Origin of the sequence: Streptococcus sp. SR4 (assembly GCF_000517725.1) — a bacterium.
GTDB classification, from domain to species: Bacteria; Bacillota; Bacilli; order Lactobacillales; family Streptococcaceae; genus Streptococcus; species Streptococcus salivarius_F.
The window spans coordinates 1-16,124 of record NZ_AZYW01000040.1; the positions used below are offsets into that span (position 1 = coordinate 1).

Below are 16,124 nucleotides of genomic sequence, written 5' to 3' on the forward strand. Positions count from 1 at the left end.
CCAACTTAAAAAGTTAACACGTCACTCATTATCGCTTTAAGCTTTTCAAAATTGAAAGAAATATGTGTAAAAAACAACATAATGTCATAAACGAAAGGAAAATATTCTTTTATGACAAAAAAATATAACGAAAAAGATCTCATTAATAATGAGCAACATATCTATGATTGTTTTTCCAACACGACCGCTTTCTTAGGATTAGATAGAGTTGAAGTTACCATAAAAGGAAAAATAGAGTTTGACGGAACCAAGTTACAAATTTTCTCAAAAAAAAATAAAAAAATCACTGTTATAAAATATAATGATTCACGATATGAATATATTCGAATTAACAATTCAACTTTTGGTTCGCTAGAAATTAAATTAAATCCGTACGATAATTCTTTGGTTAGTCATGTTCAAATCAATCACGGAGGACTTAATTTTGAAACAAATTCACTGTCTTCGTTCAAAGAGAAATTACACAATTTTCTTAACTTTGTTGAATGTAACGCAGGAATTACTATCTATCCTAGCTCAATTGAATACAGGGAACTTGAACTAGCTTTTACATTCGCAACAAATCGTCAAATTCATATACAAACACGCGCCTTACTCTTAAGATCTTTATCAAATAATGTTAACATTACTATCATAAACGATGAAAATCAGGGAATTCTAAAAGCTGGGAAATACAAAAATGAAAAACATATCTTTTACGATAAAATCAAAAAAGCTAAAAGAAATAAACAGATTCCCAAAGAACTATGTAATGATATTGATGTTTATAGATACGAAATCACATTAAATAAACAAAAGATAAACTATTTGTTCAGTTCTACCAATATTAATAGTATTGATGAAACCGATATTATAAATTATTTTAAGGGTAAGGTTCAAAAAGGAATTGAAAATCTTACTAAGCAAATAAATATATCTATTAAAAAGACTCAAAAAGCACTTGAAGAAGCTAGGACTATACAAAGACACCCCTACAATGCTACAAATACTTTTTTTGCAAGATTAATCAACGACCCTTTGAATAGCTTTCAACCAATGACACTTGATGAAGAAATTTTTTGTTATCTAAAACTGAAACAAAATTTTGTCTCAGCATCAAACATAGCACGTACCAAAAAAAGACTAATTGAACACAGTTTCAAACATTCACGTGGCTTTGGGGAAAATTACTTTTTATCAGAAATGATTACTTGGCAAAGTCTACGAATTTTGAAACTAATGCTAGATGCTACTGACTTTTGTAAAACATATGGTTTGGGGTGTCAATTGTCTAAAAATAATTCTAAACCAAAGTGCTTAGTTTTTAATAACTATACTGAAGAAGAAAGACGTACAATTCTCTATCAAAATATCAAAAGTTTCAAAAAAAATAAAATTATGGATATTCATGAAATTATTTCTAAAAGACTAGCTAATTTACCAACAGAGATTGAAAATAGTAATCATGATGTCAAATATTTTTCAGTAGTTTAATATATATTTTTTTATTACTACACTCATAAATCTTGATTTAACAACATTTTTAAAAAAAATTCTCTTCCGATCTGGAAGAAAATTTTAAACTAAAAATCGATTAATTATATTTGGTTTCCCACCAAATACTCCACCAGAAATAAATTCTGGTGGAGTATTTTTTATAGCAAATTTACTTATTTCAATAGTCTTAATAAAATTGATAGTCTCCATTGTAATTGATACAATTCTAAATCATGTTCAACCACTATTAGTTCAGCTTGTAGATATACTTTATCAATACAATCTATATTTTCCTTTAGATTCATTAACAATGCTTCTGTATTAAAACTATTCATAACTTTAGATGAAAGCTGATTATCGATTTTTTCATTAATTAATACTTTTAGTTGCTCACTCCCTGTTTCCTTATAAAGCAAGCAATATTTCAATAAACTTAAAAGCATTAGGGTACTATCTTTAGATATATCATCAATAATTGATAATGAAGTATAAATCAATAGTTGATATGCTCCATATGAAAGAAAAAATTTTTCTATTATTTCATAGTAATTAGTTGACGGAGAACTCTTCTCTAATAACATAGTAATAAAAGATGAGATGATGAATATCTCAATAAAATAAAGTATTAAGTGTTTAAGTCTTTGATTATTAAATCTGCTCATTAATTTTACAATCTTTCTCTATAGCTAATACAACAGCAAACGAATTAAGGCAAAACTAAAAGGAATTAGTAATTTTCAGTCAAAACTAAATCCTTTACTTAATTTATTTATCTAACTTTATGCGGTCAATAACTTTTTCTCAGTATGTTTATTTTATTATATTATCTTTGTCTTATTCCACAATTGTATAGTCACCACTTTGTAGTAAACTCAGGACTTTATTTACAAATTGTGTTGAAAGTAATCCTTCAATATTAGCACCATGAGTCTTAAAATCTTTGTCAATTTCTTTAATTTGTAAGTTAGTATACTTTTTAGCCTTTTGCTCCGAAATTGGTAAATGGAAACTATACTCCCCAATTTCATAAAATAAAAAATATAGATATTTTTTTCTACCCAACTTATAATCAAAAAATTCTACTTCTATAGACTCCTCAGAATCCTCAGAATCCTTAACAGAGTAACCACTTTTCCAAATGATATCATTACTTTTTTCTTGCAATAATTTATCATAGTCTTTTTCAGTACTAAATACTCGTTTTTTCTCTTCCCCTACATATTGTTGATGGATTAGTGATGGTTCAAACACTGTTAACAATTCTTCTTTCATCGTATAGTATTTTTCCATCTCACCTTCAGCATTTTCAATGTTTCTTTCTGTATACGGATTGTAGCGATCGTGTTTAAATTTTCTTATTTTATCACGATAATTTTTAGCTCGCTTGTTTACAGAATATATACATCCTGCAATCATCTCATTCGTAATTTTTTTGTCATTTACCAACTTAGTATATTTTTGGGGAGTTCTCATATTATTAATCCTTCCATCTCTTACTTTAAAATATGCAACAGTAAAAATTATTTTCCCATTATATTAAATAGTCTATTATTTCATTTTTACTTAATTATCTGTTTTATTATATCAAATATCGTTCACCTTGTCTTTTTTGTACTTTTCTACCATTCCCCAGAGCGTATGATTCGCTAAATCCGCTACAAGATCATACCATTCATTAAACAAGAATGATTTAAGCAACATATCAAGTGCATAATTCAAATTTAAAATCTCATCCATCTCTCTAATCTCAAACGTTTTTTTACAATGGCAAGAGTGATAAACTACAATTCTCAATGTATCATCGACAAAAGCGAACTCTAGTTCTTGGTTATCTCGAGATAAATCTACATAGAAGTCATCTTCGTAAGCATTGAAGTTGATAACAATATCCATCTCTTCTCTTTTCTCAATCAGATCACCCACTATTGTCATGATTTGTTTATTAATATATTTTTTTACAGTTTTCATTTTTTACACCTTTCTTAATTTAACTTAATATTTAATAGAACTATTCCGTATCAAATTGGTCAAGTTCATAGACCAGCCTAATCTCTAAAAAAGTACATTTATCATATAGTTAACCTCCTGCTTTACAATTTTAGTATGTCAGAAAAGTTGAATCTAAAAAAAATCAAAATAATTTTTTAAAAATTTTTTTTACTTCTCAAAAATAGTCATAGTTTTTTTCTTAAATATAAGTTCACTCAGCTCTCTTATATTTTAAGTTTTTGTTATATCTGTAGGTGATAAGCATAATAATCATAAGTATCTTTACTTTTAGTAATTATATATATTTTTGCCTCTCTACTTTGGTAACTATATAGTATGTCAGAAAAGTTGAATTTTAAAAAAACAAAAATAATTTTTTTTAATAAAGACCCACAGCTAAAAGATTATGCAGAAATAATCTACTTTTTGAAGTATTTTAAAAGAGCCGCTAATGAAAAGCGACTCTTTTTGTGATTTAATAAAATGACTAGTCTTCTACTCTCGATAATAAATATCCGTTCCATCACTGACATGATTTTTACTCCAAAAAATTGACTCTTTTCCACCTTGTCCCCTCGGAGTAAACACTATTGGTGTCTCACTAATACCTTCTGATGTTTTTGTAACGGCTGTGAGTTTTTCTCCTTGGACGGCGAATTTATCAAAAACTACATCACCCGCAGGATTACCATTCACTTGGGTCAAGCCATTGGCATCGAAAGTAATACTATTACCTTGTGCATTTCTCCAAGATCCTTTAACACTTGAAAAATTACCTGTTTGAATTTCTTGAATGTTCATACTACTAGATTCCAATTGAGTTTTTTTCTCACCTTCTATTCGTTCCGTATAATCAAGAGCAATCCATCCTTGACCAGACTGTAGTTTCCCCCAAGTGTAACCTTCTGCACTTGTTGTTTCCGAAATAGTGTGAATACCTTGAGATATCTTGCCCAGAGACTGTGACTTAGCACTAGGTTCTTTGCGTATTTCCAAATCCGATATTTGCACACGAACCTGAAAACCAGTTTCTGACTTAATATCCTCACTCTGACTAGAAGATTTCATATCACTTTCTTTTGAAGAAGTCGTTGAACCTTTATCAATTGCTTCCCACTTTAAGTTTTTGAGATTCAAAGCCGTAGACGAAATACCTAGTTCATCTTCGATTTTCTTCTTATCATTCATTTGTATCGTAGTTTCTTTTTGCTTATTTGGGACACTAGCTTCAACTTTGTATAAAGTTAGGTTTACTTCCGGATTCGATGACTGCCAGGCAGCAAATACCACCTGACCGTTTTCATAAGCAGTGAGAGATGAACGTGCCCCACCAACAGAGGCTGCATAAGCTACATGTAACAAAGTGGGGTGACTATTTTTTAGATAATAGATTGCAGAAATATAATCTTGTTTACCGATTAATAACTCGTCCTGTCCATCTTTATCTAAGTCTACAAACGCATATTGAAAATCAACTGACGTTCCCGAATGCCCTAAATTATCAATGAGCATATATTCCTCAGATGTAGCTTCGATCTGTTTTAAGGCTTCAGATAAACGACTATCATCACCACTATTTATTGCTTGCTGATAAGATTTATAACGATCTAAGACCGTTTGAAATGCTTCCTGTTTATTCTTCTTTAATGATTGCTTACTAGACGAAGATGATTGCTGTGTTACCTGCTTCATTTGATTAGAGCCACATGCAACCAAGGTCAAAGTACTGAGACTTAAAAACGATATCAGTATCCATTTTTTCATATTAAATTCTCCTGCTCTTTCAATATATTTATTTCCTCTAAATGTTTTGATTTGATTACCCACCACTACTCATTAGCGAATTTTCTACAACTTAACATTGATCAAACTAAAATATAGGGTAGAAATAGTTAGTAAATCTTTCAATAAGTCAATATTAATTGGAAGATTCTATACGCAAAAACTATTTCAGCAAAATAGGACTCCGTTGAAGAGTACGATGAATCTTCATGAGAGTCCTATAACTATTTATTGTTTTTCATAGGTGGCATCGTGAAGTGCATAACTCACATTGGTATTAGTGAATTCAAAGAAAATAGATTCAATCTTTCCTGTCGAAAGTTCACCTTCAGCTTTTGGACCACTTGTTGCTGTAAACTTAATTTTATCACCTGCAATGCGCCAAGTACCTGTTCTAGATTCTCCACTTTCTTTTGTAATTTTTAGGCTCTTATTTGATTTCAACTCAATCGTTACGTCATTTTCTCCGTCGTACCAAGTCCCGACGACCTGTTGTTCCGGAGACTTTTCACGGGTTAAGAAATATGCTCCTACACCAATACCTGCTAGTGCGATTACAACAACAGAAACAATAATTAATACTTTTTTCATTTTATATTCTCCTATTTATGATTAATAAAACTTATTTTTTTGTTCTCAACTTCTCTAGAATATGGAAGTAATTGTGATTGAATTAAGGCAGTGATTCTTTAGTTATGTCATAACTTCTCACTCGGTAAAGCAATTTAGAAACTGTAATTTATAACTTCTTCTTTCTCATCACTCCAGCTAGAGCAAGAAACGTAATTCCTGAAAGCGTATAAATCGCTGTATCACTTTCACCTGTTTCAGGTAATGATGCTTGATAGATCGGTACGCCATGTTTCGAAACGACATTATCGGTAATAGTGCGAACAGCAGTTCTGACATCTCGGGAAAATGAAGAGTTATAACCTACTATTTGGCCATTTTCATTAAGGAGAGGAATTGGAACATCACCTCGTTGAGAAATGACTTCATATTGTTCTCTTACTTGAGCTTGTATATAAGCTTCTTTTACAGCTTCATATTGAGCTACTGCATCACGTTTATTGATAAGCAACTGTTCAAGTTTTTCAGTTTCTTTATCAAGAATTGATTTAGCTTCTTTATGTTTTTCTACTGCTAGTTTATAAGCAACTTTAGCTTTTTCTAAATTACTATCAGCATTTTCTAGTTTGCTAAGATAATCTTTTGTTTCTTGAAGTTTAGTTTGGAGAGATTTAATCTCGTCTTTGATTTTAACTTCATTCGCTTTCAAAGCGTTCACTGTTTCTTGAAGAGAAGCAAGTTCTTTTTCGTCTTTAGTTTTTTGAGCTTTAAGTTCTTCCAACTTAGCTTCTTCATTTTCAAGTGTTGCTTTAGCATCCGCAAGAGCTTTAGTCTTAGTTGCAACATCTGAGTTAAGATTATTAACAGCTTTTTGAGCATTGAGCAATCTTAGCTCTGCTAATTCACGCGCCGAAGTCGCTTCAGCCAATTTGACTTTAGCGTCAGGTGTGAGGTCAGCAGTTACTTTGAGTGAAGCAATTTTTTTGTGAGTTTCTGAGAGTACTTCATTAGCAAGTTTATTTTTAGCCTGCGCAGAATTCAATTCTTCATTAGCGACTTTGTTTGCGTTGTTGGCTTTTTCTTGTGCTACTTTCGCATTGTCAAGAGCTTTAGTTTTTGTAGCAACATCAGCGTTAAGATTGTCAACTGCTTTTTGAGCGTTACTGAATCGACTTTCTGCATTCTTACGTGCCTCAGTAGCTTCATCCAACTTAGCTTTGGCATCAGGTGTGAGGTCAGCAATTGCTTTGAGTGCGTTCAAACTATTTGTTGTGTTAGATACAGCATCCTGAGCTGCTTTATTCGCTACTGACGCTGTTGTCAAGCGATTTTGAGCTGTTTTGTTAGCATTGTCCGCAGAAGTTTGAACAGCTTTGGCATCAGCTAGTTGAGTTTTTACAACCGAAGAGTCAAATGGATTACTTAATATTTTATCAGTATCTGACGAAGTGTGATTGAAATGAATTTCATGCATCAATCCAAGACCTTCTGGTGTTACGCTTGTTGCAGCACCAATATAATTTGGAGCAACCTTACCGTTTTTATAGTCAGGTTTTCCTCCAACTGTTGTAATAACATGTGCATAATTCTGATTGTAGTCACTACCAAAAGTATTGATAATAGATTTATAAATACCTTTATACAAAGCTGTCATTGTAGTTGGTTTAGCTTTGATATAACCGAGATTTTCTGCCTTCCAATGCGTAGTATCGGTTCCATCATTAGTTAGAGCACTAAAAAGGTGGTCGCCATCAGGATTTGACATGTTCGAATAAGCAGTTGTGATATTCTTCATTGCCGTAACAACATCTTCTGTTACAAGGACTTCAGAATCACCCCAGATAGTTTTTCGCACTTGTTGAATCAAGCCTGCTTGATAAAGTGATAGGTTAGCAATTTGTTCTTTTGTTAAATTGCTAAGATCGTTGATTACAGTATCGTCAACAGGATAGTTGTTTTCTTTGCTATAATCACGGTTATCCCACCAAGTTTGAACAGCATCGAAGAGCTTATCTTTGTTTGCTTCTGATTTATCTTCATAAAAACTTCGATAAGCACTTGCAACTTCTTCTGGAATTTCAATAGTGCTAAGATTTTCTAAACTTGTTAGTTTATCTTCCAGACGTTTTACAGCTTTGTCTGCTTCTTCTTTTTTAGACTTAGCATCAGCCGCAACAGCTATAGCAGCTGTCAATTCTGTTGAAGTTCTCAATGCTTCATTTTGTTGAGCTGTCAAGGTTACTGTAAGTGCTTGGATTTTAGATTTTTTATCAGCATCAGTTTTTTGAGCTTCTTTCAACTTTCTTTCAGTCTCTGCTTCGGCATCTTTTTTCGTTGCCAAGTCAGTTTGAGCATTGTCTCGCTCTGAGATGATTTCTTTAGCTCCTGTACCATCAAGTGCTGCTTGAGCATTAATTACAGCAATATTAGCATTATTGAGTTGCTCTTTAGTCTGTTTAGCCTTAGCTTCAGCATCACTCAAAGTTTTAGAAGTGTCTTCAACAGCTTTAGCTTGAAGTTTTTCATATTTTTCAGCTTCTTCAAGTTTAGCTTTTTTATCAGCATCAGCTTTCTGTGCTTCTTCTAGCTTGCTTTTGGCATTAGCTTCAGCATCCTTTTTAGTTACAAAATCAGTTTGAGCATGATCTCGTTCTGAGATGATTTCCTTAGCTCCTGTACCATCAAGATTTTTTTGAGCAATTTCTACATTGGTTTTAGCATTTGCTACATTAGTTTCTTGAATAGTAATCTCTGTTTGATCACTGTTAACAATTTCAGTTTGTTTGTTAACTTTATCTTGAGCTTTAGCAGTCTCAGCTTGAGCATTCTGAAGTTGAACGTCTTGATTTTCGATTGTGGATTCTGTCTCACTAATATTTTGTTTAGTTTTATCAATTTCAGCAGGAGTGGCCTTGTCTTTGATAATCTGAGCTTCATCAAGACATTCCTTAGTCATAGCTTCGGTTTTTTCAGCTTTTTCTTCTTCAGTGATGGCTTGCTTAACTACACCTTGTTGAGCGTTTACTGCTTGTACCGCTACACTTTGCTTGTTCTCAGCTTCTTTAAGAGCTTGAATAGTTACTTTAGAACTTAAGGCATCAACTTCTGTTTTTGGGGCTTCTTGTTGATTAGCATTCGCTACAGACGTTAATCCTGTCGCTGCAATCACCGTCGAGACGCTAGCCAATGCCTTAATAGCCTCTTTCTTTTCCATTAACGCTAAAACTCCTTTTATTTTCAATAAATTATACAATTCCTATATTGTAATGTTTACATTATATAACTTAAAAACAACCTTGTAAAGTTGTTTTTAACCTTTTAAGGTGTTATAACCAACCTTTTAAGGTTGTAAAATTAACCTTGCGAGGTGGTTTATGTCAAATCTACAAGAATATATCAGTAAGCGTATTAGAGTCTTACGAATAAAAGAGGGAATGACCCAAGAAATGCTTGAAGAAAAAGCTGAATTGGGGACAAATTACGTTTATAAAATTGAAAATCTAGAACCTAACATTAAAATCAAAACTCTTGAAAAAATTATGAAAGCCTTAGATGTGGATATCCCCACTTTCTTTGATGTCACACTAAAAGAAGAAGATAGCGATTTGGTAAAACTTATTGATAATTTAAAAGCATTGCCTGAGTACAAACAAAAGAAATTAATCACAGCTATCAATACTATTATGACTGAAACAAAATAGCAGAACCTTTTTGAACTGAACAACTACTTTAGGTTAAAATAGAATTTAAGTAAAAGACTTATCTCTATTCAAGATAGAGATAAGTCTTTTAGCTTTCTTTATTTATTATTGTGATCTACAAAACGATTTTTATTCCATACGAAAGTGCATCCTTGTTTCAGTAATTTACAGATTTGTATCTTATCTTCAAAAGTTAATTTCATAATAAAAACACCCCAGAAGTTAGATTTTTCCTGTCTAACTTTTGGGGTGCCATATACAATGCTTATAGTTTTCTTCAACCATGCGACCACGACCAGGGCTAGACTGGCTAATAGTGTCATATAACAAATCATGTTGAGTTTTTGAGAGTGTCATCGTTTTATAAGTCTATAAACTCATTCAAATCTATTATTTCATCAAATTGTTGGTTAATTCTATCTGTGTCTACATGTGTGATGTAAATAATTAATTTACTCGTTTGTAAAAGGCGATTCTCTATTTTTGATAAGGTTTCGAAGTCAATACCAGAAGAAAATTCGTCTAAAAATAAGATATCCGTCTTCATCAATAAGGCTCTTGCCAAAGCAACTCTCTTGGCTTCTCCACCTGAAAGTTTTATGGCATCATTTGAAAGCATTAACTCTAAAGACTCTCTATTAGCCCACTTAGATAATTCTACAAATTTCAATGTCTCAAACAGTTCCTCTTCTGAAACATCCTCAGAAAATAGAGTAAGATTATCACGAAGTTTTGCATTGAACATATGGGGGTGTTGGGGTACATAAGCTACATTATCAAAGATACTACTTTCTTTGATTCTTTTAACATCAATACCATTAATTTTAACTGTTCCTGTATAATCGTTATACTCTCGTAGGATTGCTTTTAATAGCGTTGTTTTACCTGTTCCACTCTTTCCTTTTAATAGATACTTCTTATGTTTATAAAACTGCCCATTAAAAGGTATAGCTTCCGAATTATTTTTAAAACGAAAATTATCAAATGAAATAACTTCAATATGTTCCAGAGTATTAAGATTTTCATCTACTACTTGAAATTCACTAGAAAGAGTCTCTATAGTTTTCTTACCACTAATGAATTTAGCTAACAAATCAGAAGAAGCATATATTGGGTAAGAAATCCTGACTAATAATTGTGAGAATGCTATTAAACTCCCTAATGTCAGTTGACTATTTATAATTAATAGTCCCCCAATAATCCAACTACCAAAATAAAGAACATTTGAAAATAGCTGATTTAAACTGACTACAACATATTGAGATTTTTCAACATTTGTTTGGCGTTTAAGTAACTTTAAAGTTTGAATATCAAAGACTCTATTAATGTCGAAACTCTTGTTTGCAATTTTCCAATCAGGTATACCTTCGATGAAATCTTGAATAGCTGATACTGAAGTATTAGTAGTTTTAATTAACTCTTCTTGTTTCTTTTCTAAAGGAGTTTTAAAGAGTACAGCTACAAAAAGATTTGGTAGGCTTAAAAGCAGAGTTAAAGCTGCTAATAAAGGATTAAGGTAGAGGGAAACAATTATGGCAATAATTAATTGACAGATTAAGTAGCCTCCCCAGTATATGGAATAAAAATAATTAAATTCAATTTGATCTATTTGAGTAGTTAATGAGGCTAGAAGTTTATCATTTTTATTTCCTGTGAGTAACTCTAAAGGTGTTTTCTGAATACCTTGGAAAATAACATTCCTATAAGCATATGCAGACTTCTTACTAATGATTGCTGTTAGTGATTGTTGAAAATAGTAGATAAGTGTTTGAATCAACAAGAACACAACTACAAAAATAGATGTAACAACATAGCGACCCACTCCAAGTTTGATAGAGTCAATGATTAGTTGCATCAAATAGGCTTCACTTACCATTGCAATAGACAATAAGATAGTAAGTATTGAATATACTAGGATATCTTTTTTAACAACTTTATAAACAGATTTCATTAGTCTCTCCTTTTAACATGTCAGAAAAATCACTAGGTAAGGTGTTGGTTTTGTGTACACTTTTTATACTGAACTTTAATTCAAAAATGATAATTTCCTTAGTTTGACTATGGAACTCAAACTATTTTTTATCAAATGGTAGAAAAGGACTTAGTCCTCAGCGATACAGAACTAAATCCAAATGATTTTACAAGATAAGTGTTCAAACTAATTGTAAAATCATTTGGAATTTTTGTTTCTCACATTAATAACGAAACGATTCTAAAGTCAAATAATAACTAATCTCCTTAGAATTACTTCTTAAGCCTTATTTATCTCTGAAATTAACGTTCAAGCAAAATAAGGTTGATTTTAGGAATAACCAAAGAGGTCACGACTAGCGAAATAAGAGTAGCTATCACTAAAATGGCAATATCCTTTAATTCAGCAATACCAAAATATACTTTTCTCATAATATCTAACTGATAAGTCAGTGGATTAATTAAAGCAAACCATTTGATTACCATAGGGGACGAGTCAAAAATATAAAAGACTGGTGCTGTAAATCCTAGGGGAGTTAGAAAAAATCTGATAACAATGTCTCTTCTCCTATAATCATTAATAAACATAGTAATTAAAATTGCTATACCATTCCAAAAGAATAATGAGACTATTGACAATAGAATTATCAAAAAGTAGTTATATAATGGTATTGCTACACCGAACATACTTGAAACCAAGTAAATAATAAATTCTTGAACTAATAACCCTAATAAAGAATACACACTCATCCCTAAAATGTAATAAATAGGTTTTACACCACTACATAATTTTAAAGACAGTAACCCATATTTTTTATCTATAGTCACCCTGTAAATAACTTGAGTCATCTGACCAATAATCAATAAGCCGATAATTCCAGTTATTGCATACTCTGTATAGGATGTAATGATATGATCATAATTTACCTTACTAATCGCTGAATTTAATCCTATCACAATAAAAACAACATACAAAATAGGTTGTAATAATTGAGAAAGTAGTAGCCCCTTACTTCTAAAAAAAGCTACTAATTCATTCTTTGCTATAATCTCAATTCCTCTTACGCCTAAATCTGACTTGTGTCTAAGTTCACTTGCTTTCATATGAATCCCTCACAACTTCTAGATAACGATCTCGTAGGTACTCTCTCTCGATAGAAATGCCCTTAATACTTAAAACTTCACCTAAATCATTTATTACGGCTATAACATTATCATCTTTATCAACACTAATCATACATTCGGTGTCATTGTAAATTACGACATTCTCTTTATAAGAAGTAAGAAACTCTGACTGTTCATTAGTTAGAGGATGATCCAATGAGAATACAACTTTACGATTCGTTCTATTAACAAAATCTTCTAAAGTTCCCCAATATGAAATTTGTTTATTTTTTAAAAATAGGATTTTTTCACAAAATCTTTCAATCAAGTTAATATCATGGGAAGATATAATAATGGTTTTCCCCTTATTCGATTCATCCTTTAAATATGATAAAAAGCGATCTGAAGATTCTGTATCTAAACCTACTGTCGGCTCATCCAAAATGTAAAAATCTGGTTTATGTGCAATAGCTCTGGCAAGCTGAACACGTTGTAACTGTCCCCCTGATAAGGAATCAACCAATTTATCTTTTTTATCTGAAAGATTTAAAACATCCAAAGCTTGCATACACAGTTCATCTGCTTTACTACCAAATATTCCAGCTAGATTCAAACCCAATATAACATTATCTTTTACAGTAGTATAAAAATCCATAACAGCAGTCTGAGGATTAAACCCAATGTTTGAAAATGGTTGTTGCTTATTACTCAACTCCATCTCATTATATTCCACGCTTCCTCTATACATTGGTTGTAAGCCAACAATCGTATTAATAAATGTTGACTTTCCTGCACCATTTGACCCTAGTAGACCAATAAAATCACCTTTAGAAATTTCAATTGAAACTGAATCTAAAGCTACAAAGTCTTCATACTTGACTGTTACATCATCAACTTTTAAGAACCAAGTCATTAATTCTCTCCTCTCCTTGATTACAAAAAGAATATCACTTTTCTATATATCATACAATACCTATTTTGTATTTATCGGAAATTTATATCTATAATTTATTATCCTAATTTAGCTAATAAAAAAAACAGTTAGAATCCTCATTCTAACTGACAAAGAAAAACAAGTCCCAAAGAATCAAACTAAGCAATTAGTTTGACATTAAATTTTCTGCTATATAATGTTCTACTTTTAAAGACATCTCTTGGTTGCCATCTAGGTTGTAAAGAAATTTAGCCTTAGTATAGTAATCTCTGACTTCGTCTATATTACCAAAGCTTGCACTAGTATTTCCAAGCAATAAATACAAGTCTGCCAAAAGATAATTTGATCTATATCTTTTACAAATCCGAATTGTTTCACTTATTTTATTTAGAGCATCTTCAACATTATTTTGCAACCAAAGATAACGACTGATATTGTAATTAAACTTTATAGACAACTCCAACTCTTCAATTGTATGTATTATTAAGTTATTTACACGCTTCTCTAGATTATCTCGTATCTCATTGAATTGATTTAAATTATCAATATCATAGTAAAAGTTAAATAATGTATTTGAAAACCTAAGATAATTTATTTCCGATATATTTCTTTCTTTTAATAGCTTTTCTAGCTTACTTACAGCTTCAAACTTATTATCATCACAGTAAAATAAAACAAGAGTTTGAATCCACTCTAAATACATCTTATCTGATAAAGATAAATGACTTGATGATTTGCTTTCTAAATTATATAGGTACTTTAACGAAGAATAGTCTCTTTGTGAAATAAAGTTTTCAGCTACTAATCTAAAATTTTCGAGCTCGTTTTTCTCATCTTGAACTTGTTCATCAAAAAAATAATCCATACTTACTCTGAGTTTTCTCGAAAGCGCATATAACAATTCTGATCCTGGAGTATACTCACCATTCTCTATACGACTAATTTGTCCTTGTTTGCAAACCCCCTCAGCAAGTTCCTTTTGAGACAATTTTAGTGCTTTTCGTCTTTCCTTCAATCTTGAAGCTAGTAAAATTCCCAATTTCATCTTCCTTGATTAATTATTATATCTATTTTATCACTTTAGAAAGGTAGTGTAAAATAAGTTGTGTAAACACAAAAAGGAATAAATTCGTTACAGAAGAGTTGCAAAACATTACTAGAAAGAGAATTATTCCTATGGCTCAGTTTACCAACAGATTTTACTTAACTTCCTAACCCCAAAGCAAGATATTGATGAATTTTTCCGTTCTTCTCTTGAGACAGCTATGAATGATCTGCTTCAAGCAGAGTTATCAGCCTTTTTTGGGTATGAGCCATACAATAAAACTGCTTATCTTACCGGCAATAGTCGTAACAGAACCTATTCACGGAAATTCGAAACCAAATATGGGACTGTTCAGTTAACCATTCCAAGAGATCGTAATGAGAACTTTAGTCCAGCTTTCCTCCCCACTTATGGACATCGAGATGACAACTGGGAAGAGTTGGTTATCAAACTCTATCAAACCGGTGTAACAACTCGAAAAATTGTTGATATCATCGATCGAATGTATGGTTATCACTATAGTCCTGCCACAATTTCTAATATCTCAAAAGCAACTTAGAAGAATGTTTAGCTTATAGAACTGCTTGTGAAGCTCTAGAGGATGAGTTCAAGTAAGTGTTGCACTTATTCTTCCAATTTATCATTACTAAAAACTTCGTCCTAAATAAACTATTTAAATTTCTAACTTTTGGGGGTCAGTATACTAGAAACAAAAAGATTTTTCTTACTCCTTGATGATATGGAAAATTCTGTCACGGCCGTATAACACTTTTCCATTATTCCCCCTTCGATATCACTATCAGATTCAATATCTAGAAAAAGAGTAAATGCGAGCCCCTTTCCGTAATACGCTCTAATAATTGATTGGGTTTATCGTATAAATTGACCTTCCCAATTCTTAAAATATATATTTGTTTAGACTTGTGGATGGCATCCTCAAGACGAGCTTGTTGAAAATAATCTTCTTCTAAAACAAAAATATCTAACATGCTCAATACCTCCGTTTTATAACATTTCCTTTCAATAACTTGATGAATTAGCTACTTATAGAACGAATCCTATACTTTCATCTTGATTCTACAACTTTCGCTAATTTACGACAAATATTTTCAAAACATATTGAACAATATATTTATTCAACTCTTGAAACTAAAAAAACACCACCCTCAAAAGAGAGTGATGTTACGAATCTTAAGAAATATCCACATAGCGTCTTGCACCGCTATAGGTTACATAAGACAACCAGGTGTGGCCATCGGCTGTTATGACCTTGTCATAGCGAACGGACATGCCTTTATCATAGTAGGCTAACTCTGGGCTTGCAACGCTTGGTTGAGCCTTGATAGAGCTAGGTTTAGTAAAGGTATAGGTGCCAGTTGCCGCTAAGCTTGGACTTGCTGGTTGAGTAACTGCTGTTGCCTTACCATCAATGGCAATGTAACGACGGTTGCCTCCATGACTAACATAAGAGAGCCATGTATGACCATCTGCAGTCACTAATCTGTCATAGTTAACGGACATACCAGCATCATAGTAAGCCAACTCTGGACTT

At 31.8% G+C, this 16,124-nt stretch carries 14 protein-coding genes and 1 pseudogene; 3 read left to right on the forward strand and 12 right to left on the reverse strand.

The annotated features are described in order from the left end of the window. The first annotated feature begins 111 nt into the window (after positions 1-111). Positions 112-1,473 carry a hypothetical protein gene (locus tag HMPREF1519_RS04605; RefSeq protein ID WP_037611291.1) on the forward strand — a complete coding sequence of 454 codons (1,362 nt, stop codon included), beginning with the start codon at positions 112-114 and terminating at the stop codon, positions 1,471-1,473. A 176-nt stretch (positions 1,474-1,649) separates the two neighbouring features. Here the strand turns inward: HMPREF1519_RS04605 and HMPREF1519_RS04610 are convergent, their stop codons facing one another. The 6 genes from HMPREF1519_RS04610 to HMPREF1519_RS04635 form a co-directional block, all read right to left on the reverse strand. Then, positions 1,650-1,973 (reverse strand): hypothetical protein, encoded by a 324-nt coding sequence (locus tag HMPREF1519_RS04610; RefSeq protein ID WP_148263027.1) that lies wholly within the window; start codon positions 1,971-1,973, stop codon positions 1,650-1,652. 337 nt (positions 1,974-2,310) lie between these two features. After that, positions 2,311-2,949 (reverse strand): hypothetical protein, encoded by a 639-nt coding sequence (locus tag HMPREF1519_RS04615; protein WP_014634067.1) that lies wholly within the window; start codon positions 2,947-2,949, stop codon positions 2,311-2,313. 111 nt (positions 2,950-3,060) lie between these two features. Further along, on the reverse strand, positions 3,061-3,444 hold the full coding sequence (locus HMPREF1519_RS04620) for a hypothetical protein (RefSeq protein WP_014634066.1): 384 nt from the start codon (positions 3,442-3,444) through the stop codon (positions 3,061-3,063). Between the two features lie 516 nt (positions 3,445-3,960). Then, positions 3,961-5,292, reverse strand: a complete 1,332-nt coding sequence (locus HMPREF1519_RS04625) for a DUF6287 domain-containing protein (RefSeq protein WP_231470856.1) — start codon at positions 5,290-5,292, stop codon at positions 3,961-3,963. A gap of 183 nt (positions 5,293-5,475) precedes the next feature. Beyond that, positions 5,476-5,838 carry a hypothetical protein gene (locus HMPREF1519_RS04630; protein WP_003097334.1) on the reverse strand — a complete coding sequence of 121 codons (363 nt, stop codon included), beginning with the start codon at positions 5,836-5,838 and terminating at the stop codon, positions 5,476-5,478. Positions 5,839-5,986: 148 nt separating this feature from the next. Further along, entirely contained in the window at positions 5,987-9,031 is a 3,045-nt protein-coding gene (locus HMPREF1519_RS04635; protein ID WP_037611294.1) for an SEC10/PgrA surface exclusion domain-containing protein, read from the reverse strand. Between the two features lie 160 nt (positions 9,032-9,191). On the opposite strand from HMPREF1519_RS04635, the gene HMPREF1519_RS04640 reads away from it, so the two are divergent. Further along, positions 9,192-9,518 (forward strand): helix-turn-helix domain-containing protein, encoded by a 327-nt coding sequence (locus tag HMPREF1519_RS04640; RefSeq protein ID WP_003097338.1) that lies wholly within the window; start codon positions 9,192-9,194, stop codon positions 9,516-9,518. Positions 9,519-9,879: 361 nt separating this feature from the next. Here HMPREF1519_RS04640 and HMPREF1519_RS04650 read toward each other — a convergent pair whose 3' ends face one another. The 4 genes from HMPREF1519_RS04650 to HMPREF1519_RS04665 all read right to left on the reverse strand — a co-directional run bounded on the left by HMPREF1519_RS04650 (position 9,880) and on the right by HMPREF1519_RS04665 (position 14,566). Then, positions 9,880-11,469, reverse strand: a complete 1,590-nt coding sequence (locus tag HMPREF1519_RS04650; protein WP_037611300.1) for an ATP-binding cassette domain-containing protein — start codon at positions 11,467-11,469, stop codon at positions 9,880-9,882. A gap of 323 nt (positions 11,470-11,792) precedes the next feature. Then, positions 11,793-12,593, reverse strand: a complete 801-nt coding sequence (locus HMPREF1519_RS04655; protein ID WP_037611302.1) for an ABC transporter permease — start codon at positions 12,591-12,593, stop codon at positions 11,793-11,795. After that, positions 12,580-13,506 carry a metal ABC transporter ATP-binding protein gene (locus HMPREF1519_RS04660; protein WP_037611304.1) on the reverse strand — a complete coding sequence of 309 codons (927 nt, stop codon included), beginning with the start codon at positions 13,504-13,506 and terminating at the stop codon, positions 12,580-12,582. Before HMPREF1519_RS04660 ends, HMPREF1519_RS04655 begins: the two co-directional genes overlap by 14 nt. Before the next feature lie 187 nt (positions 13,507-13,693). Beyond that, positions 13,694-14,566 (reverse strand): helix-turn-helix domain-containing protein, encoded by an 873-nt coding sequence (locus HMPREF1519_RS04665; RefSeq protein ID WP_037611310.1) that lies wholly within the window; start codon positions 14,564-14,566, stop codon positions 13,694-13,696. 137 nt (positions 14,567-14,703) lie between these two features. On the opposite strand from HMPREF1519_RS04665, the pseudogene HMPREF1519_RS04670 reads away from it, so the two are divergent. Next, positions 14,704-15,128, forward strand: a pseudogene (locus tag HMPREF1519_RS04670) (transposase); the annotation flags it as partial. A 256-nt stretch (positions 15,129-15,384) separates the two neighbouring features. Here HMPREF1519_RS04670 and HMPREF1519_RS10310 read toward each other — a convergent pair. Beyond that, complete coding sequence (locus HMPREF1519_RS10310) at positions 15,385-15,561, reverse strand: hypothetical protein (protein ID WP_231470858.1); 177 nt, start codon at positions 15,559-15,561, stop codon at positions 15,385-15,387. A 202-nt stretch (positions 15,562-15,763) separates the two neighbouring features. Next, the coding region (locus HMPREF1519_RS04675) for an SH3 domain-containing protein (RefSeq protein WP_037611306.1) at positions 15,764-16,124 on the reverse strand (361 nt) is incomplete at its 5' end.

Bases quoted from the DNA above. Each gene is read 5' to 3' on its own strand.
- HMPREF1519_RS04605 (WP_037611291.1), top strand. From the start codon at position 112: ATGACAAAAAAATATAACGAAAAAGATCTCATTAATAATGAGCAACAT.
- HMPREF1519_RS04615 (WP_014634067.1), bottom strand. From the start codon at position 2,949: ATGAGAACTCCCCAAAAATATACTAAGTTGGTAAATGACAAAAAAATT.
- HMPREF1519_RS04620 (WP_014634066.1), bottom strand. From the start codon at position 3,444: ATGAAAACTGTAAAAAAATATATTAATAAACAAATCATGACAATAGTG.
- HMPREF1519_RS04630 (WP_003097334.1), bottom strand. From the start codon at position 5,838: ATGAAAAAAGTATTAATTATTGTTTCTGTTGTTGTAATCGCACTAGCA.
- HMPREF1519_RS04635 (WP_037611294.1), bottom strand. From the start codon at position 9,031: ATGGAAAAGAAAGAGGCTATTAAGGCATTGGCTAGCGTCTCGACGGTG.
- HMPREF1519_RS04640 (WP_003097338.1), top strand. From the start codon at position 9,192: ATGTCAAATCTACAAGAATATATCAGTAAGCGTATTAGAGTCTTACGA.
- HMPREF1519_RS04650 (WP_037611300.1), bottom strand. From the start codon at position 11,469: ATGAAATCTGTTTATAAAGTTGTTAAAAAAGATATCCTAGTATATTCA.
- HMPREF1519_RS04655 (WP_037611302.1), bottom strand. From the start codon at position 12,593: ATGAAAGCAAGTGAACTTAGACACAAGTCAGATTTAGGCGTAAGAGGA.
- HMPREF1519_RS04660 (WP_037611304.1), bottom strand. From the start codon at position 13,506: ATGACTTGGTTCTTAAAAGTTGATGATGTAACAGTCAAGTATGAAGAC.
- HMPREF1519_RS10310 (WP_231470858.1), bottom strand. From the start codon at position 15,561: ATGTTAGATATTTTTGTTTTAGAAGAAGATTATTTTCAACAAGCTCGT.